The 17,071-nt window shown below is 59.5% G+C and carries 18 protein-coding genes and 1 pseudogene; 6 read left to right on the top strand and 13 right to left on the bottom strand.

The window, feature by feature from the left end; all coding sequences use genetic code 11:
* The first annotated feature begins 330 nt into the window (after positions 1–330).
* From C8N38_RS19925 to C8N38_RS19940, 4 genes and pseudogenes are all read left to right on the top strand, one after another.
* Complete coding sequence (locus tag C8N38_RS19925) at positions 331–705, top strand: hypothetical protein (protein WP_108028873.1); 375 nt, start codon at positions 331–333, stop codon at positions 703–705.
* A complete protein-coding gene (locus C8N38_RS19930; protein WP_108028874.1) occupies positions 705–1,016 on the top strand; it encodes a hypothetical protein in 312 nt (103 codons plus the stop codon). The genes C8N38_RS19925 and C8N38_RS19930 overlap by 1 nt, the downstream gene beginning before the upstream one ends.
* Positions 1,017–1,052: 36 nt before the next feature.
* Positions 1,053–1,454, top strand: a pseudogene (locus C8N38_RS19935) (Tox-REase-5 domain-containing protein); the annotation flags it as partial.
* On the top strand, positions 1,454–2,200 hold the full coding sequence (locus C8N38_RS19940) for an Imm52 family immunity protein (RefSeq protein WP_108028876.1): 747 nt from the start codon (positions 1,454–1,456) through the stop codon (positions 2,198–2,200). The pseudogene C8N38_RS19935 and the gene C8N38_RS19940, both read left to right, overlap by 1 nt.
* 412 nt (positions 2,201–2,612) lie before the next feature.
* Here the strand turns inward: C8N38_RS19940 and C8N38_RS19945 are convergent, their stop codons facing one another.
* The 11 genes from C8N38_RS19945 to C8N38_RS19985 all read right to left on the bottom strand — a co-directional run bounded on the left by C8N38_RS19945 (position 2,613) and on the right by C8N38_RS19985 (position 13,552).
* Positions 2,613–3,113, bottom strand: coding sequence for a GNAT family N-acetyltransferase (locus C8N38_RS19945; protein ID WP_108028877.1), 501 nt, complete (start codon positions 3,111–3,113; stop codon positions 2,613–2,615).
* Positions 3,114–3,117: 4 nt separating this feature from the next.
* Positions 3,118–3,378 (bottom strand): YjhX family toxin, encoded by a 261-nt coding sequence (locus C8N38_RS19950; RefSeq protein ID WP_108028878.1) that lies wholly within the window; start codon positions 3,376–3,378, stop codon positions 3,118–3,120.
* Positions 3,379–3,772: 394 nt separating this feature from the next.
* Positions 3,773–4,321: a GNAT family N-acetyltransferase gene (locus tag C8N38_RS19955; RefSeq protein ID WP_108028879.1), complete on the bottom strand. Its 549-nt coding sequence runs from the start codon at positions 4,319–4,321 to the stop codon at positions 3,773–3,775.
* A 619-nt stretch (positions 4,322–4,940) separates the two neighbouring features.
* Positions 4,941–5,885 carry a phosphatidylglycerol lysyltransferase domain-containing protein gene (locus tag C8N38_RS21215; RefSeq protein WP_146176323.1) on the bottom strand — a complete coding sequence of 315 codons (945 nt, stop codon included), beginning with the start codon at positions 5,883–5,885 and terminating at the stop codon, positions 4,941–4,943.
* 20 nt (positions 5,886–5,905) lie between these two features.
* On the bottom strand, positions 5,906–6,460 hold the full coding sequence (locus C8N38_RS21220) for a hypothetical protein (RefSeq protein WP_146176324.1): 555 nt from the start codon (positions 6,458–6,460) through the stop codon (positions 5,906–5,908).
* Positions 6,461–6,823: 363 nt separating this feature from the next.
* Positions 6,824–7,363, bottom strand: coding sequence for an AAA family ATPase (locus C8N38_RS19960; protein WP_108028880.1), 540 nt, complete (start codon positions 7,361–7,363; stop codon positions 6,824–6,826).
* Between the two features lie 337 nt (positions 7,364–7,700).
* Positions 7,701–9,500: a TniQ family protein gene (locus C8N38_RS19965; protein ID WP_108028881.1), complete on the bottom strand. Its 1,800-nt coding sequence runs from the start codon at positions 9,498–9,500 to the stop codon at positions 7,701–7,703.
* Positions 9,497–10,453 carry a TniB family NTP-binding protein gene (locus C8N38_RS19970; protein ID WP_158272398.1) on the bottom strand — a complete coding sequence of 319 codons (957 nt, stop codon included), beginning with the start codon at positions 10,451–10,453 and terminating at the stop codon, positions 9,497–9,499. The genes C8N38_RS19965 and C8N38_RS19970 overlap by 4 nt, the downstream gene beginning before the upstream one ends.
* Positions 10,443–12,584, bottom strand: coding sequence for a DDE-type integrase/transposase/recombinase (locus C8N38_RS19975; RefSeq protein WP_108028883.1), 2,142 nt, complete (start codon positions 12,582–12,584; stop codon positions 10,443–10,445). The genes C8N38_RS19970 and C8N38_RS19975 overlap by 11 nt, the downstream gene beginning before the upstream one ends.
* Entirely contained in the window at positions 12,581–13,081 is a 501-nt protein-coding gene (locus C8N38_RS19980) for a Tn7 transposase TnsA N-terminal domain-containing protein (protein ID WP_245895823.1), read from the bottom strand. The genes C8N38_RS19975 and C8N38_RS19980 overlap by 4 nt, the downstream gene beginning before the upstream one ends.
* Positions 13,082–13,306: 225 nt before the next feature.
* Positions 13,307–13,552, bottom strand: a complete 246-nt coding sequence (locus C8N38_RS19985) for a helix-turn-helix domain-containing protein (protein WP_245895824.1) — start codon at positions 13,550–13,552, stop codon at positions 13,307–13,309.
* A gap of 162 nt (positions 13,553–13,714) precedes the next feature.
* On the opposite strand from C8N38_RS19985, the gene C8N38_RS19990 reads away from it, so the two are divergent.
* On the top strand, positions 13,715–14,194 hold the full coding sequence (locus C8N38_RS19990; protein ID WP_146176325.1) for a hypothetical protein: 480 nt from the start codon (positions 13,715–13,717) through the stop codon (positions 14,192–14,194).
* 32 nt (positions 14,195–14,226) lie between these two features.
* Here the strand turns inward: C8N38_RS19990 and C8N38_RS19995 are convergent, their stop codons facing one another.
* On the bottom strand, positions 14,227–14,517 hold the full coding sequence (locus C8N38_RS19995) for a helix-turn-helix domain-containing protein (protein WP_108028885.1): 291 nt from the start codon (positions 14,515–14,517) through the stop codon (positions 14,227–14,229).
* 141 nt (positions 14,518–14,658) lie between these two features.
* Here C8N38_RS19995 and C8N38_RS20000 point away from each other — a divergent pair, with 141 nt between their 5' ends.
* Positions 14,659–14,763 carry a helix-turn-helix domain-containing protein gene (locus C8N38_RS20000; RefSeq protein WP_108028886.1) on the top strand — a complete coding sequence of 35 codons (105 nt, stop codon included), beginning with the start codon at positions 14,659–14,661 and terminating at the stop codon, positions 14,761–14,763.
* A 493-nt stretch (positions 14,764–15,256) separates the two neighbouring features.
* Here C8N38_RS20000 and C8N38_RS20005 read toward each other — a convergent pair whose 3' ends face one another.
* Complete coding sequence (locus C8N38_RS20005) at positions 15,257–17,068, bottom strand: phosphorylase family protein (RefSeq protein ID WP_146176326.1); 1,812 nt, start codon at positions 17,066–17,068, stop codon at positions 15,257–15,259.
* Between the last annotated feature and the right edge of the window lie 3 nt (positions 17,069–17,071).

The raw sequence follows: 17,071 nt of genomic DNA on the forward strand, positions 1-17,071 counted from the left end.
GAAGTCCAGATCCGGGCGGCGGTCCTCAACCGCTTCACGGCGCTCGGCATCCCGCTCACCGTGGCCATGGGATAAGTGTGTCCGGGGAAAGGGGAACTGCGGTCGTCAGCTGATTTGCGCAACAGCGCCCATTCCATTGGGCAAGACCGAGGCCGGCGGAGTGCTACGGTGGTTGCACAATGGATGCTCCATCCGGCCCCAAATGGTCCCCACGGATCGGGAAGTCGGCGTAAAATCAGGTGAGTACGTAGCAGACCTCGGACCCGGCGGCGCTGCAGATCGGGCTCGCCGCGCCCGAACCGGCCCCCCCCTGAACGGAGCGCGCAGCTGATGGCCTTTACCCTGTCTGCCAATGTGATCGGCGCCCTCAATGCTCAGCAACAGCGCGATTCCGACCTGCGCTTTGCGCGCGACATCCGTGCGTTCCGGCCCGACCCGGTGCGCCATGTCAGCGATCCAGAACTGGCCGAAATCGTCCGTCTCTCGCGCGAGGCGGCGCGCGGCTTCGGTCTGCGCGACGACCGGTTGGTCGCGCGTTTTGTTATGGTCGATGCGCTGATCGCGCCGGGTTGGCATCGCGACCCGCAGGTCGTGGCGCATTTCCGCGATGCCTCAGGCAGTCCCGAGGCGAAGGCCGGCGACCTGTTCCAGCTGATCCGGATCAGCCTGCGCCAATACGGGCGCGAAGCGGAGGTTTGGTGGTAATGGGGTTCTGCATTCCGGTTTCGATCGACGATGTGCATGTCGGGCCCGATGGGTCGGTCATCGTCACGGGCAAGCAGATCTGCTGGGGCGACGATGTGCCTGCACCGCCGGTGCCGGTGCCCGCACCGGGCAGCGGCGGCGCCCCCGGCACGGCGCCCGCGCCTGCCACGATTAGCCCCGACCAGAGCAGCACGCGCACCGGAACCCAGACCGAGGCCGACGCGCGCACCCGCGAAGACAGCTGCACCGAGAACTGCCCGCTCTGCTCGCCGCGCAAGGAAGGCGGCCCCTACATGCGCTATTTCGGCTAGGTCAAGGCGGGAGCGCAGCGCGGCTATGCCTACCAGCATTTCATCTGCCCCTGGCACGCCTATGTCCCCGAGAGCAACATGATCGAGGAATGGGCCTGGGGCGGGGTCAATTTCGACGGGCTCTCGCCCGCCGAATGTCACCTCTGGGAGGCCAAGCACGGCTATGACAATTTCCTCGTGCAGCGCGACTGGAGCGCCGATGGCGGCCCGGAACTGGCCGATTGGGCGGTGCGCGCAGGTGTCGCCCAGACCGTGTTCGAACCGATGATCCGCGAGGCGCGGCGCCAGCACATGCTGGTAAGCCAGCATTACGGCAAGGTCGAACTCACCTGGGTGTTCTCGAACATGACGACCCGGCTCTATGTCGGGGCCCTGCTTTTGCAGCGCGTCACGGGGTGGTATCACGACATGCAAGTTCGACCCTTCGGAGGCAGCTGATGGATCTTACCTATGATCTGCTACTCAGCGCGGAGCTGACGCCGCATAGATACGGCGCCGAATATGCCGCCTATGAGGATGGCGCGCGGGATTTCTTCAAGCTCCTGCACAGGCTCGAGAAGATCCCCTGCTTCGACCTGGGATGGTGCTTCAAGGACATCGCGCTCTGGGCGCAGGAAGAGGCCTATATCCAAGAGAGCAAGAGCGTGTCCGATGCCGCCGGCTGGGCTGACGAGGAAGGCTCGGTCTCGACCATCGACAATGGGACGAAGACCCTGGGCTCGGAAAAGGTCTACTACGGCTTCGACTACAGCTGGGGCGCCACCGGCACGCGACTGAACGGGCAAATCAAGCGCCCGCATCCGCATTACGGCCTCCAGCTCGATCATCTGATCACCCTGGTCGACGCGGTGACGCGCTGGCAGCGGCCGCAGCATCTTGCCTTCGGCCCGGGCGGCTACCTTGTCCATCACCACCCGCTCGACCGCGCGCGCCTGGGCATCCGCTGGATCGGCTGGCTTCCCTTCGCTATCGCGCCCGCCGAGCTGCCCGAGGCCGAGATCGTGCGGCCGATGAACGGCGGCACGCTGATCGTCACCCTGTCGCGGCTCTGGCAGGTCGGAGAGCGCCATCCCGACTATTCCGCCGAGGCGATCCGGCGGGCGCAGAACGTGGAATTGCGGCTCAACGCGCTCGGCCTGCTGCCCACCGCGCCCGACATCATGCGCGGCGACTGGGGCCAGTAGGCGGGGTTGGCACACCCATTCCGATTGCCCTGAACGGCGTGGTCGATTGCGCCGAACCCGTATGGATCAGAAGCCCGTGCGCAAAACGGCCAAGCCCTGCTACACTCGCCGCTTGGAGAGCGCGACAGGTGGACTCGGGCGACCTTTGTTTTCCGTTCGTCACCTGCGCCCCCCGAGCTGGATCCCCGCCCTTCGTGTCGGTGCTTAGCGTCATGCTGCGGCGAGCCGCGGAGGACCGCTATGGGGCTGTCTGTGGTCATCCGTCGTGCGTAGCCAGAACGTCTGCTATCGGCAGCGAGTGTCCAGGGGGGCGGCCCGAGGCGCTCAAGCGCCACGCCGCACCGAGCCCCCATCGCACGGTTATCGACAAAACAAAAATGCCCGGACCGCACAGTCGCGGGCCGGGCTTGGGTTATCCCTGTTGCTCCAACCCGAAGGCGGAATGATGGATCAGTTCGCCTTTGGGGGCGCGGGTATCGAACGAGAGCGCCTGAACAAACCGGGGCGGGCAGCTCCCCACCCGCAATTTCGGAAAGAACCTGAAACCGAACCGGCCATAATACCCGGGATCCCCGACCAGGGCCGCTCCTTTGCAGGTCGCCCGCAACCGAAGGATCGCCTCGGCCATGAGCGCGCTGCCGATGCCCTGACCCTGTCGCGGCGGCCGAACGGCAAGGGGACCGATCAGTCCCCAGCCGGACGCGGCGCCGATCCGGGCATCCGATGCAGCCAGATAGCCGACCACCTCGCCCCCGTCCTCGGCCACGAGCGACAGGCTCAGGGCATTGTCTGCCCTGAGCCTGTCAATAATTGCAGCTTCGGTTCCGGTGGCCTGCGGCAGCATCTTCATGGCTTCGGTCACGACCTCGCGGATAGCGGGGAGATCTCTGTCGATTTCATTTCGGATCAACATGTTACTATCCTTGGTTGTCGAGTTGCGCGCGCACGGAAAGACGTCCGCGTTTCGATATCCGATAGGGACCGCCAGACCGGGATGCGATCAGCCGCTTGCGCCGCAACTTGCTGAAGATGGTCATGTCGAAATCGGAAAGGATCATGCCTTCGCGTGTGACGCAGGTGACCGCAGTGATCCTGGGGCTATTCTCACGCTCGTGCAGGATGTGGCCGCCAAGAGCCAGAACGTGCAGCGCACGCTGTTCATTTCTTGAGATATTCATGGAAGTCTCGTGTGAGATACGCAAAAAAGCCAAGGGGCGAGCGCCCCCCGGCGGCTTTGGTTTCACGCGGCTCTCTGAAACTCAGAGAGCCTTATCACACAAGCTCTGACATCCAGCCTCCGTTGTCCGGGCGACGAACCCTGCCGTCACCCGAAGTGAAAGATAGCTGCTCTGGAGACGGATCACAACCCGGCCGAGCGAGCGTCTGTTTTTGTTCGCTTTCCGCAGCTTTGCGGCTCCACGGGGCCGCAACCGCGATGAACGGCCGCTTTCGTGATTTCACAGTCGGAAGAGGCCGGAGTGCTCAATGGCTGCTAACGGCAGCGAGCGCCCGAGTCGGTGGCGCCTGGCGCTCAGGCGCCACGCTGCGCCGCCGCAGGTCCGCTCCGAGCCCTTAGTGGACCTTGGAGTAGATGAAGCAATCGCGCGGAATGTCTGAGATGTTGGGGTGCCGGAAGTAGCGCCGCAGGATGCCCTCGCGCACCATGCCAGCTTTCTCCATCACCCGTGCAGAAGCTGGATGCTCCACATCACAGAACGCTTCGGCTCTGTGAATGCTCGGATGCGACAAGGCATGATCCACGAGCCAGCCCATGACCTCGGATGCGCAGCCTTTACCCCAAGCCGACGCCCTTAAGACATAACCGTAGCTCACCCTATGACCTATCAGATGTGGATGAAACATCCCCACAAGTTCCGCAGGTTGTCGGCGATCAAACGCGACCAAAGGGAAACCTTTTCCTGAAATCCACTCCGCTGCTGCAATCTCCAGGAAAGCGGTCGTTTCAGTGACGCTTCGGTGGGGCGTCCAGCCAAGGAAGCGACTGACTTCCGCATCGGAGGCATAGCTGTCGAAGATGGCCTGCGCGTCATCCAGTTTCACTTGGCGAAGATGATAGCGGTCGGTCTCGAACTCATCGGGAAGGCGGTAGGGTGCGTTCATCCCGCCACCCTAACGATAGCGCCAAGCGTGGCAAGTTGCTGAAGGTCGGCTTCGTCCGCTCTCCGGACCTTTGCGGCTCCTGCGCGTGCTGCAACCGCGATGAACGGCTGCTTCCGTGATCCGCAGGCGGCGCAGCCTTGAGGTGTCGAACGTCGGCAATCGGCAGCGAGCGGCCCCGGTCGCTTGGGGCGGGATCTCGCGGCACTGACCGGGCGGATGTGCGGGGCATGAAGGGCGGAAACCTGTCGTTGAGTTGGGGGGAACCATCTGCAACGCCATCATCAGACCGATTGTGCAGAAGATGGCCGGGGGAAGCAGCATCAGGTATTTCATTGGTTTCTCCAAGGCGATCGGTGTCCGTTTCGGCCGCCCTCCGGACCTTGGCGGCTCCAGGGCATGCTGCAACCGCAATGCACGGCCGCTTTCGTGGTTCCGCAGGCGGTGGAGGCTTGGGCGCTCAACGGCCGCAATCGGCAGCGAGCGCCAGAGCGGGCGCTCCGAGGCGCTCCGGCGCCATGCCGCACCGCCGCAGGTCCGCTCCGAGCCCATTTGGACGGATGCTGCGCACCGCATGGGTGTCTGCAATTCGAAACACGTTGCCATAAGACAGATTTTACGTTTATGCTTCAATCCAAAGAAAGGTCTGTAGATTAATTTTCCTATACGGTCGAAGTTTCGACCTGAACTCGTCCAGAGACTTCGTTTCGGATCCATTGATGTTATATAAGCCGTAGCCGCTATCGCTTAATATCTTCGCGTCGTTCCAGTACATATATTCTGAGCACCCAATCCAACTGCGATCTAAGCACCGAGCGATACCATTGGCTATGCCGCCATTCTGGGGGACCTCTACTGCGCTAAACCCAATTACCGAATTACCTGCATAGTAAATTTTACAACTCAAACCTTCAATCTGACGCATACCCATGTGATATGCCGCAAGATTACTGGAAACAAGGTGTTTGGTATCGAAATTCTTAATTGAACTTACAGCATCGGCCCACTTTTCTATCATATGGACGACAGCTGCATATCGTTCAAAGTAGATCGGCGAACGCTGATCTGCAATCTCAATAGGAACGTCCCTGTTGGCGCGGTTAACTTTTTTACGATACCCTCTATACGAGCTCCCTCTCATTTCGCTCAATTTGGCGACGTCAAGAATTGTGACTGGATAGCGCCAATCCAGCGTTTTCTCCGTTGTTGCTCGAAAAAAATCGATTTTCTCCATTTGCATCGAGAAGTCTGGGGTAATTCGGCCAAGTGTAACGTTCAAGCCAGCGGATGCAATTGAGCTGCAAAGGTGCGACCAAAGCTCCGGAGCGAAATGCGCCCCCGCAGGCAAAACCAAAGCAGCGCATTCGATGTTTGGATGCACAGCGACAAAGGCTGTTTGCCCCCTATGCTCAACAAGAAAGAGGCCATTCCGGCCAGTGTGAAGAAGATATGCGCCCGAATGCGCCATAGAGTCCACGCTCGGCGGAAGCTCGGCCAGGAATTTACTAAACCAAGCGTAGTCGTCCCAGTCGATTTTTCGGCTTCCGGCAGGGAGAAGAGACATCATCGAGGATAGCCTCGTAATTACTAAGTTTCTGCGCTCTCGATGTACTCTTCCAACACATCACTTCGATCAAAAGGATTTTTCTGCAATTTTTGGTAGAGAAATACTGCGTCAACAAATTCGGAGTGGCCTGGAATCTGACCGGGAGTCTGAAGCCACCTAAGGTAAGCTTGAATCTCTCTGTTCTCCATCACGGTAGATACGACGAATTTCATCCATGCAATTTCATTAAGGTCAAGAACCCCACGCCTCAAGAGTCCACCAACGAATACTAGCTTATACAGCATGGCATCCAAATTCTGCTCATCTTCGGAATGCGGGAATTTATTCGGATCGAACTTAAATGCTTCTGATTTTGATCCATAGTCTAGTCGATAAAATAGCCTCACTTCATCTGAGTCTTCACGAAGCCATTTGTGAATCTCTAGTACGAAGCTCGAACGCGCGGCCTGAGCGGATACCTCGTTTGCCTTGCGAGAAAGCCGAAATTGCAAAAACGCGAATAACAAGCCGATCAAGCCCAAGACACTAACCGCAAGAGCTGCGATGTCAATGAACGACGCAGACGGTGATGGCATCGGAACCCCTTTCCAGATTCTCTTGAGGCTTGCCGGGCCTCGGAGGCTTACCCTCAAGCAGTAGCGTTTATGGATGATTCTGACCGTTTTGTCATCCGCGAGCTTTTGGGAAGACGACATTCGGATAACGGCAGAGAAAGTGTGCTTCGTCCCGCTCTCCGGACCATGGCGGCTCCAGAGCGTGCTGCAACCGCGATGAACGGCCGCTTTCGTGATCCACAGGCAGCAGAGGCCGGGGCGCACAACTGCCGCTATCGGCAGGGCACACCCCGTGAACGTTAGCCAGGGGGAGCGCAGAGGAACCAGTGGAGCCGTGTGGATTGTCCGATGCAGCAGTTCAACCGCGGCATCTGGAGATGACTGTTAGATAGCGAGCTGCTCACAAACAAGGTCAGCGCGCCTTGCGATGTCCGTGCGCGGCAATTCGATGATCTCGTAGCCGAGCGCGATGTAGGTCTCGAACATAGCGGCACAGGTCGCTTCTGCCTCTGTCTGGCTCTGCTGCCGCTCCGTATCCTGCGTGAAGATCTCGTCCCAGTGGGGCGCCAGAAAGACTCGGCGGTTGTAGCGGGTTGCCTTGGCGGCTGCGGCGACATGTGGCGGCACAGGGAGGTCGCAGAGGGTCAAGTAGCCCATGATGTCGGGAATGCCGCGGTCGAAGATCACGGGGCCTGAGAGTGCCTGAGCGTCCTCGTAGGCGCGGAGGTCGCGCTCAAGCATCCGTTCGGCATAGGCCATGCGGTCCGCCCAGGGGAGGGCGTCTCCGCCGCGCGCCATCTCCTCGCGAATGATCGCGCGGCCGGATTCGGGAATTGTGTGAAGGCTGCGACGGGCAAGCTCGGTTATCAGGCTGGTCTTGCCCGAACCAGGGCCGCCCGTCACGACGAAGAAATGGTCGCTCATGGCCATCCTCGGGTTTGATACGGGGAAGGGCTGCGAAGCTATCAACACGCAGAAAGGCGCGGATCGAGGCAGTCGGAATTTTCGCAGGAAAGACAGCACCGATCTGTGCCGAAGAGGCAAATCCCCTGACAAGAAAGGCAGAGCTATCTGGTGCTTTTCAAAAGCTGGGAAGAGGCACGTAGTTCTGCTTCTCGGGATCAAATTTTCCCTTTAAAATCAGTGTGGCGAAATCCCGGCGAGACGCTTGGGCTGCCTTTTTCGTCAGATAGGTTTGCCTCTCGGCGGTCATCAAAAAGCCGACCCGAAGGTCGGCTTCTGACGCGGAAATCGTCTCGCTCTAGATCACGTCGCACCATCTGAAGAACCGCTGGCATTTGTCTCCGATCCGCAGCGGACGGACGCCGTAACGATAGAGTTCCTTGCTCAGATTGGCCGCGTCGCGATTGCGGCTGCCGGCTAGCTCCGTCAGGGAGACGTGGTTCTTTCGGAAATCGTCCACGCTCTTGGCACAGACCACACGCCACCTGCGATGCTTCGCGTCGGAGAAAGGCAGGATGTGGTCGATATGCCCGTGCTCCAGAAGGGCGCGAATGGTGCGCGTATCGGTTTTCAGCCGTAGGCCCGCTTCGCCAAGGGACAACGCCTTGTCGGCCGGGATGGTTGTCGTTTGCCGGATGGCACGAATGGAGACCGACAGATCGCCGAACCTTGCCTCGGTTGGGGCGGAGGCAAAGAGAGGCAGGTGATTGTCCAGGACGCACGCCACGATCTCCGCCAGGGATGTCTGGCACTGAAGCGCGGCTTCCCGGAATGGGACCGCATCTTCCGGCGTTTTCGCCCTAGGCTTTGTCAAGTTCTTCAGCTTCTTCAGAAAACCAGTGACCTCGCTTTCGTCGAAATACGACGCGCCTTTCGGGCAGGCCGGGGCATGAGATATGAGCCCTTGCGCCCTCAGCAACCTCAGTGTTGCCAGTGTCACGCCGAGGATTTTCCCGGCACGCGTCGCCGAAACCATAGAATCTACCTGGGCAGTGATCTGGGAAATGGTCTCGGCGGACGGGTAGGCGTGCAGATGTACGCCTTGACCGTTGTCCCTCGGCCAGGCGATGCCGCGCCGGATCAGGTGCTTCTCGATCTTCCAGCGGCTCACCCCTGAAATCGTTGCCGCGGTTGCGGGCGTATGGACCCGCTGTTCAGGGGCCGGGACGCCGAGGATGATGGACCCCTCGGTGACGGGGAAGTTCGACCAGATGTATTTGCGAACACTGTCGCGGATGATGTCGAAGGCGGAATCTTCGTCGCGGTCCCGCAGCCAATTATAGAACAGCCCAAACCGGTGACGATGAAGTCGGGCGTCAATCGGCGTGAGGGACTGTATCTCGCGCAGGGTCGCCAGTATGGCATCCAACCCGTTTCGCATGACCGCGTATCCGGCATTTCCCGCCCGTAGCCAGTCATGCGCCGAGATTTCCGAACGCTTCGCGTCAGCCCCAAGGGTCATCAGCGCGCCGAGGTTCTCGGCGGTTTGGGCGGCAACATGGATCGGGAGTTCGTCGAACCATCCGCTTCCCCGCCCCGTGCCGATTCGCCCGGCGAGCCAGGTTTCGAGCTGGCGCTCCTCTTCGTCCACGCAGGTGGGTTGCGGGGGCGAATAGCCCTGCAGAAGGCGAACGATATCGAACGCATCTCTGCCGTGTCCCAGGGGTGTCAACGGCTCTAACAAGCAACCATGAAGGTGGCAGGTACGGATACTTTCGAGCTGCCAGAGGCCTAGATGAACACCCGAAGCGCGTTCACGTTGCTGACGCGCTTCGAAGATGCAGACTGGACAGACCCGCGCGTTCGTCCTCTGCAAGCATGTGAACTTCAGGCGGGCGTGACCCAACTCGAACCAACCATCCCGTACAAGGCGCGGCGACCAGAATTGCAGTATGCGGTGATCCGCCCCGCCCAGGGTTGCCAAACGCTCGATTTCAGCCGGGGCGCCGTTCATCAATTGGCCGTAGTCGATTCCGACATCGGAGCAGAACGTCACGAGGCGCCGGACTCCATTACGCCGCGCGAGGCGCGAGGCAAAGGAGGTCGCGGATTCGCCCGGTGCGCATGTCACATGAAGAGGAAGGCGTTTCACGATCATGATCTCCGTGCCCCCCGTGCAAACACCTGACGGGCATCGACGCGGTAGAAATCCGGGATGATGAATGGGTTGAACTCGTCATCACAGGAGGTGCGCAGCCGATAGGCCCACATGAAATGCGTACTGGAGAGGGCTGTTTCTCCCTCCAGTAACGCCTGTTCGATGGCTTCAAGGATCAGCTCGATCACCAGTCCGAACTGGTTGGCCGCTGCATGTATCAGCCGTTCGCCATGTTCCAGGCCCAGAATGTCTGCCGCCGGTGTCAGCTCTGCCCGTTCGCAGTAGCTCTCCAGCAGGTCGAGCACATCGTTTGCATGTGCAGCAGGCGTAAGGCTTTCAAAATGGATCGTCTTCATCCGGCGGGCCAGTTGCGGATCGTGATTGAGGATGTCCTCCAGTTCTTCTGTGCCGGACAGGATGATCCCGACCGGCCACTCGTCGTCGGTCATCAGGGTTTTCAGCATGGAGGCGACAGAGTTGAGCTCATGCTTGGTGCCGCGGGATGCAAGATCCTGTGCCTCGTCGAGGTGGACGAACAGCACGCGCCGCTCGCGCAGGTGATGGCGGACCAGATCCCAGATGTACCAGGCCTGCCGCTCGGAGCTGATCTGATACCCGAGGGAGCGCAACAGCGTCTGGCCGACGAATTTCAGCGTCGCAGGCGACGGCACGCGCAGACTGATGATCGTGGCATCTCCATGCCCTGCCGTGTCCAGCCGCGCCCGCTCGGATTTCAGGAGATGCGCGACCGCGGCACTTTTCCCGGCGCCCGATGGCCCCGAAAGCGCGAGGCCATGGGCCTCGTTGACCCGCCCCGTCTGGATGTCGGCCAGCCGTTTCTCCGCAAGCCGGGAGAATACCTGTTCCAAGGGGGTGTACCGGTCATGGCGGATGAAGTGGTCCCGCAGCATCGCAATGCAAAGGACGGTTTGATCGACATGATCATTTGTCATCGTTGAATCTCCAGCGGTTGCGGCGTTCGCGTTTGTCGGAATGAGCGTCACCCGGCGCAGCGATGTTTGGCGTCTCGTTTGACGCCGCCCCGCGCGGGCTGATCTGGATGCCGTCCACCAAGGGATCGGATGATGGAGAAATATCCCCCAGACGCTCGGCGTCGGAACGGATCGGATAGTGCAGTGCGGCCTGACTGCGCTCGACATCCGCATCGGTCACATGGAATGGGGTCAATTCGCGCAGTGCGAATGCGCGCCGGTTGGCCTCGGAAATCCGTTTTATGGCCCGCAGAACCACCGGAGCGTCAATCAGGGCATCTTTCCGGTACTTGTGCCGGATTGCCCGCATCCCCTCGCGAAGTTGGTCGTAGCTGACGCTCTCGAATCCTGATTGATTGGCAATCGCAGGATACCAGGTGGCGCCGACCTTGACGGCGATCCAGCCGATGTCGCGCAAGTCGGCCCGGATCTCGACGATCCGTTCCGACGAGTGCAGGAACGCTTCCCGCAGCGCGTCGCAGCTGTAGGTCAGGCCCGAGAACATCACGCCGTCTCCCCTGAGTTTGCGAGACAGGGGACGCCCGAAGGCTTTCCTCAGTGTCAGGCCATCTGGGGCGGGAAGCGCGCCATGTTCCGCAACGAGCCGAGTCCAGGCCGCGTTCGGGGTTTCGCCCTTCAAAGACCCATGCGGCTGGTTGTGGTAGATATCGACGATGTAGGTCAGCAGGATCGTGATCAGATCGTCGTCGCAGAGGCAGGCCAGCTGCTCGGACGGATAGTCGCCCCGCTGGACGGTGTCGAAGAACGTGCGCCCCGCGAGCAAAGGCATCAACTGGTGCCCTAGCGTGCGGAAGAAAGATTCGATGTGTCCGCGCAGCCAGGGGAGCCCTGCAGGCGGCAGGTGTGCCGTCACGCCCAGGGATGCCACGGTTCCCTGAAAATCATCGGAGACGAAGGCCGACCCCATGTCGGTGACAAGGGTGCCGATGCCACCATGGTGATGCCAGGAGCTTTCGCAGCCTGCGGCTTTTGCAATCGGCGTCTTGTCTTCGAAAATGTCCCGCAGGGCCCGGATTGCGTCGTCGGCGTTGGGCGTCTCCGCCAGGCGCATGGACACCACGCATTTCGTGGCGCAGTCGATGGCGATGTAGAGCCAGCGCCGCCCGCTTTCGAAGCGTTCCTGGCGCTCTCGGGGCAGGTGATCCCAGATGCCGCTCAGGGTAAGCAGAGAGATGACATCAAGGCGGTTTTCGTCCATCTCCACGCGCTCAAGCGGATACTGGACATCGGGGCCGCTGCCAAACAGGGTGAAGCGTGAGGCCGCCGCCGCCGCGCCGTGTCTCTTGGCATAGACGTAAAACGGGTCCGCCATGTTGAGGCGACGCCGAATACTTGCCGCAGAGGGGATGGCCAGAGCCTCCGCCCCCGCTTCCACCCGCCGCTGGTTTTCCGCCTTGAAGAGCGCTAGGTTTTCCTTGATCGCCTGTGTCTTCGTCGGTCGCTGCGTGTCGGCATAGGTCTCGATGACCTGGTTCATCAGGGCCTCGGAACGGGGGCACCATCGCGGGGCCTTGTTGCCTGACCTGTGGGTCTCCGGGATGAGTGCCAAGGCGGAAAAGCCAGCTTTCTCGTACTTGCGGACCCATTGAAACAGCGTCCTGCTCCCCGGCATCTGTCGCGTCACGATGTCGGTTCCGGGCTTTGCCCGTCTGCGGGTTTCCGGCGTTTCCCCGAGGAGGCGCTGTACCTCTTCCGACAGCTTCGCACGTCCCCGCGCGAAGCCGTCATGGGTCCGATTGATGTCGCCGGCCGCGGAAAGCGTCAGGAACGCATCACAAACGGCTTTCCGCCAGAGTGTCAGGCGCCTGACCTTGGGCGGCAATTCGTCGATCTGATGGACAGGCGGACCGCGACGTGCTTCCTGCGCCGCCAGATCAAAATATGCAGGGTAATAGCTGGTGTCGGGGCGCCGCATCAGCTGGGAAAGCTCATCGTGCGAGAATGTCTCGGTGATCCCCGGCTGACCGACACGCTCAAAAATACCGCCACTGCCGGTGATCTCCACCGGCCGCATGGCGACGCCTGCTGTCGTGATCATGTCGGACTTCGAAAAACGGAAGCGAATGGTCATTGCGCCACCTCCGTCAGTTGGCGGCGGGCTTTCGCAAGCCTGCGCGCGGCATCTGCAGCCTTGGCACGGTCGATATGCTGCTCGGTGACGAGCAGCACCCGGTCGGCAAACCGCTTCGAAACGGCCGCAGTGATGTTTTCCAGCTGGAAGACGAAGTTGAGGTGGAGCACCCGCGACATCGGCTTGATCGCCACTGCAATGCGCTCCCCGCTCGTCAGTGTGATCAGGAAGTCGAAGACGTGGTGCGCAGGACGGCCATCGGCGCCGGGAAAGGAGACGGCCGGTGGCTGTTCCTGAATGTGGTGAACGTCGCCGCGCACCAGCATGAGGCACAGGAAGGCGTATTCGAGCGCACTCTCGAACTGGATGGTGCGCGGGCGCGGAAAGCCCGGGAGGGCTGCCACCATCGAGCCGCGCAGGCTTCCCTTGGAGCGGCGCGCAATCGGTCGGGTCGCGTGGCTCGGTTCCGGCCCGCGGTAGATCAGGTTCTGTTTCATGGTGATCGGAGCGCACCTTTCCGGTGTCTTCGGCCCACCGGGGCCGAAGACAGGAGGGCGCGATCTCCCCCTTTATGTGAATGAGTTGAGCTGCCCCGCCGGACGGCTGTCCGGCAGGTTGACTTTGAGACCGACTCGGGGGATGAACATGGCGTCGGCTTCAAACGACACTCTAATCCAAAAGGCCTTCCTGTTGGCGCAGGAGGGTCTTTTCCTTTGTCGGGGTCAGGTTTGGTGTCCGGTTGGCTCCTCCTCTGCTGGGTACCTGTCAGGAAAGAGGTCTTGCGGGGTCATGCCGATGGCCTCGGCCAGTGCCTTCTCGATCTTTTCGGACCTTCTGAGGCCTTGGCTCACCAACGTGACCGATGAGCGAAAGACATCGAGCTCGCGCGCGATGGACGCAAAGGATTTGCCGCGCAGACGCAACTCCATCTTCAGACGCTCATGAGGTGCATTGATAAGATCGGGCATCTCTTTCGCAAACACGTTTTCCTGACGTCGTACCCGGAAAGGAATCAGGTACCGATTCGTGAGTCAACAAATGCTTTCCAGTTCAATGTGTTAAAAAATCCGGTGGAATTCCATACTTTGAAAGTCATGGGCTTCATCTGGCAACTTGATGTGAGATAGAAGGTGGCGTTTCCGAAATACTGCATCCGGGTGCATGGCGAAAACATCGTTGTCTATGACTGCGGCCACGGCCGGATCATGCATCACGCCGAACTGCTTCGGGCGATGGAACGGACGCGATCTCTGGCGCAAGTCAAAGAGGCGTTCCCGGCCAGTCGCCGAAATCTTCTGGATGTTCTGAACGCGTTCGGCTTCGACTTCGATCAGTTGCTTGAAGAGCAGTTTGCCGAAGGTTTGGCGGACACGAAACTTGCCGGGCTGCACAGGGTGGACGCGAAGTGGATTGCCAAAAAGCGTGTGACCCTTGGGCAGACGAGGCGGCCTGGGCGTCCGGCCACCGACTGTTCGGATCAGGAAGTCATCAGGGCTTACGAGAGCGCCGGAAGCTATGCCGCCGCCGCCCGTTCCATGAAACTCGACCCGCGAACATTCAGGAGGCTGTACTTTCTTGCAAGGTCTCGGACGGGCCAGAATGTCGGCTGAGCCGAGGGTAGAACGTTCCCGGCCTTGATGCATCACTCGGACGAGGACAGAATCCGGGCGACGACGTCGGGTTCTGCTTCGATCAGGCGTAGCAGCAGATGGGCCGCTCGATCCGGTCGTCGCCGTCCCTGTTCCCAATCTCGGATCGTACTGAGGGGAAGGCCGTAGCGTTCGGCGAAGCGGCCTTGCGACAGGTTCTGAGCCTTGCGGATCGCTGCGACGTCAACCGTGGCTGGCTCGAACACCGCGGCAGGCTCCAGCCTGCCCTCCGCAATCGCCAAGGCCTCGTTGGCACTTTTGACCAGTTCGGGTTCAATTGCCATGTTGTACACTCAGAGCCAGCTCGCTGAGTTTCAGAGTGTACGGCAATGCCGTATAGGCGGCAATGGGGCCGCTTCAGGATCAGGATTCCTCGTCGATCCACATCGACCCGATCCACCAGATGCCAGGACTGAACACTTGGGATGCCCGCGCCTGGGGAGTATTCCGTGTCTGACTTGGCCGAACTCTTGTCTGTCTCCCGCCCGACCGTTTATCGCACGCTGGCGCGGCAGGGGGCGGAACGTTGATGAGCGACGACCCCTTTCACCCCTCTACACTCGGCCCTGCCAGCGACAGGGCGGAGGCTGCCGTGGGCACGACTGGGCGGGAAGCAGCCGTTCGGCCCCATTTCGAGACAACGACCGAGCTTCCCCGAACCGGACCTTCGCCGCGCCTCAACGCCGAGTCGGCCGGATCTCGGAGGTTCGGGCGGAGAGCAGACGTTCGCGACCGTTCCCAGACATCGGCCGACCGTCACCAGAGCGGACCTTCGCCGCGGCTCAACGCCGAATCGGCCGGATCTCGAAGGTTTGGGCGGGAAAGCTGACATTGAGACTGCGGCATTGCGCCCGCGGCAATCGGCGATTGCGTTCATTCGCGCCTGGCTCGGAAGGCAACACCTCATACTTCGGGCCATTCTTTGGAGCAACCGTGTCGTGCATTCGGTTTGCCATTCGGTCTGGTATCTCGCGGCCGGTCCATGAAATACATCGCCAAGGCAAGGTGTCACTCGCACTTGGACTACTCGCTAGACAGAATGATGATTGCTGTATCCAATGCCAGACGGCAAGCACGGTTGGCAGCAATTTCCTGCCAACCATCTTCCTTATCCATACCCCAGTCACAAATCGCTTTGATCACAATCCACTGCACCCCGGCATTATGGCAGGCGACTGCAACAGCATTCCCCTCCATTTCGCCCGCGAGAGCCTCGGGAAACTGAACTCGGAGATCGTGCACAAAATCATTGTTATCTACGAGTTTCTGACCGGACAGGAATAGACCTTCATCAATTCTGAAATTACTCCTGTCGGTGTCATCTCGTGCAATGCGCGCCGCCTGTAGCAGGGCCTGACCTGACGGAAGCTTGTCGCCGCGCGGCTTAATCTCCTTTCCAAGGCGAGCCGTTTCGTAATCTTGCACATGACTTGAAAATACCACATCGCCAAGGACCTGTTTTCCAACGCCTTGAACATTGGGTTTAAGTCCGAAGCAAATTCCAGCGCTAATTAGATACTTGGTTCCTAGGTGTCGTATCGCAGGGCTAAGGACGCCACCTGCGCTATTTGCCCCGAGTGACCCGGCGCTCGTCGTGAGGTACACTATGCGCTCAGTATGGCCGCGTGTGTACTCTTCCGCCATGCCATCGCCAGTGCTAACAAATCTTGACCTCGTGAAGCCACTCTCACCAAGCGCATTCAAGAGTCCAGTGCGCTCACTTTCTGTTGCTGTAGTAATGACGATATTCTTTTTTTGCTGCTCGGGCACGTATTCTCTCCACTTCTCGCAAAATTTGGCATTGGACTTCGCAACTCGCTCGCCGCTTGCCAAAAGGCGCTCTGCCGACTTTGATGCAAAGTCGGAAAGGGTCACCGGGCTCCATTGACTACTTTGATCGAGCTCTCTCGTTATGAACTGATCGAGAAGAGCGCGTATCGTTTGAAGCGCATCTGGCTGATTGGCGTGTCCTTTGAAAAAATGCGCGCTCGCTTCTAGAAATGCTTGAAGGAACAGCGCAAATCTCTTGTGTTCGCGCTGTCCATAGAACTCTGCAAGTTCATCCAGCCCTACATCGAGAATTAAGGGGAAGCCGCCGAGCGCCTCTATTGTTCGCCTCAAGATCAGGTAATCATAACTCGGAAAATTGGATGCAATCTCTGTATATGGAAAATCCGGTATCCCTGTGCAAGTTGCTAGGCCACGCTTCTCGGCATAGATTTTCATGTAAAGTGCCGATACAATCCTTGAAGCCGCGTCCAATTGCTCCGGTGAGAGCGTTTCTCCGCCACGACTCGACTCAAGCAATTCCCTCGTCACGGCTAAGTTTTCGCGGGCAAATATCTTTGCTTGAACAGCTTTCAGGCCGGACTCGAAAGCCGCGCGATCATTGGGGTGCGCCCGCACCATATCAAAATCAAATCGGCCCGTGTCATAGGCAAGAAGACTTTGACTCAGCGACGCTGACATGTCGAAACTATTTCTAGACCCTAGTTTAATCGACTCAAGCTGCTCTGATTTTTCGAAAAAGAAAGGGTAGCGCTCAGGAACATGAGAATATAGAATTTGCCTGCTGGCGATGAACTCTCCAATCGAGTTAGTTTGAGTTGTGACGTCAATGATACCGGCAGAAATAAGCCTAGCGGTCAAATTAAACAGATTTGGCCTTGTACTGCAATACTCAGAAAGTTGCGATACATTGATTGAAAAGGTGTGCGGTAGAGCGATGGAAAGCGTTCGGAGTATTTTAATGTCAATATTCTCACTTCGTTCGCGACCCGAAGCCCTAGCGGCTTCACGATTGAAGAAGTCTAGAAAAATCGGGCTCGCTTTCAATTA

It is taken from the genome of Rhodovulum kholense (assembly GCF_003053725.1).
Lineage (GTDB): Bacteria > Pseudomonadota > Alphaproteobacteria > Rhodobacterales > Rhodobacteraceae > Rhodovulum > Rhodovulum kholense.

Coding starts and splice junctions, on each gene's coding strand:
- C8N38_RS19925 (WP_108028873.1), top strand. CDS start 331: ATGGCCTTTACCCTGTCTGCCAATGTGATCGGCGCCCTCAATGCTCAG.
- C8N38_RS19930 (WP_108028874.1), top strand. CDS start 705: ATGGGGTTCTGCATTCCGGTTTCGATCGACGATGTGCATGTCGGGCCC.
- C8N38_RS19940 (WP_108028876.1), top strand. CDS start 1,454: ATGGATCTTACCTATGATCTGCTACTCAGCGCGGAGCTGACGCCGCAT.
- C8N38_RS19945 (WP_108028877.1), bottom strand. CDS start 3,113: ATGTTGATCCGAAATGAAATCGACAGAGATCTCCCCGCTATCCGCGAG.
- C8N38_RS19950 (WP_108028878.1), bottom strand. CDS start 3,378: ATGAATATCTCAAGAAATGAACAGCGTGCGCTGCACGTTCTGGCTCTT.
- C8N38_RS19955 (WP_108028879.1), bottom strand. CDS start 4,321: ATGAACGCACCCTACCGCCTTCCCGATGAGTTCGAGACCGACCGCTAT.
- C8N38_RS21215 (WP_146176323.1), bottom strand. CDS start 5,885: ATGATGTCTCTTCTCCCTGCCGGAAGCCGAAAAATCGACTGGGACGAC.
- C8N38_RS21220 (WP_146176324.1), bottom strand. CDS start 6,460: ATGCCATCACCGTCTGCGTCGTTCATTGACATCGCAGCTCTTGCGGTT.
- C8N38_RS19960 (WP_108028880.1), bottom strand. CDS start 7,363: ATGAGCGACCATTTCTTCGTCGTGACGGGCGGCCCTGGTTCGGGCAAG.
- C8N38_RS19965 (WP_108028881.1), bottom strand. CDS start 9,500: ATGATCGTGAAACGCCTTCCTCTTCATGTGACATGCGCACCGGGCGAA.
- C8N38_RS19970 (WP_158272398.1), bottom strand. CDS start 10,453: ATGACAAATGATCATGTCGATCAAACCGTCCTTTGCATTGCGATGCTG.
- C8N38_RS19975 (WP_108028883.1), bottom strand. CDS start 12,584: ATGACCATTCGCTTCCGTTTTTCGAAGTCCGACATGATCACGACAGCA.
- C8N38_RS19980 (WP_245895823.1), bottom strand. CDS start 13,081: ATGAAACAGAACCTGATCTACCGCGGGCCGGAACCGAGCCACGCGACC.
- C8N38_RS19985 (WP_245895824.1), bottom strand. CDS start 13,552: ATGCCCGATCTTATCAATGCACCTCATGAGCGTCTGAAGATGGAGTTG.
- C8N38_RS19995 (WP_108028885.1), bottom strand. CDS start 14,517: ATGGCAATTGAACCCGAACTGGTCAAAAGTGCCAACGAGGCCTTGGCG.
- C8N38_RS20000 (WP_108028886.1), top strand. CDS start 14,659: ATGCCCGCGCCTGGGGAGTATTCCGTGTCTGACTTGGCCGAACTCTTG.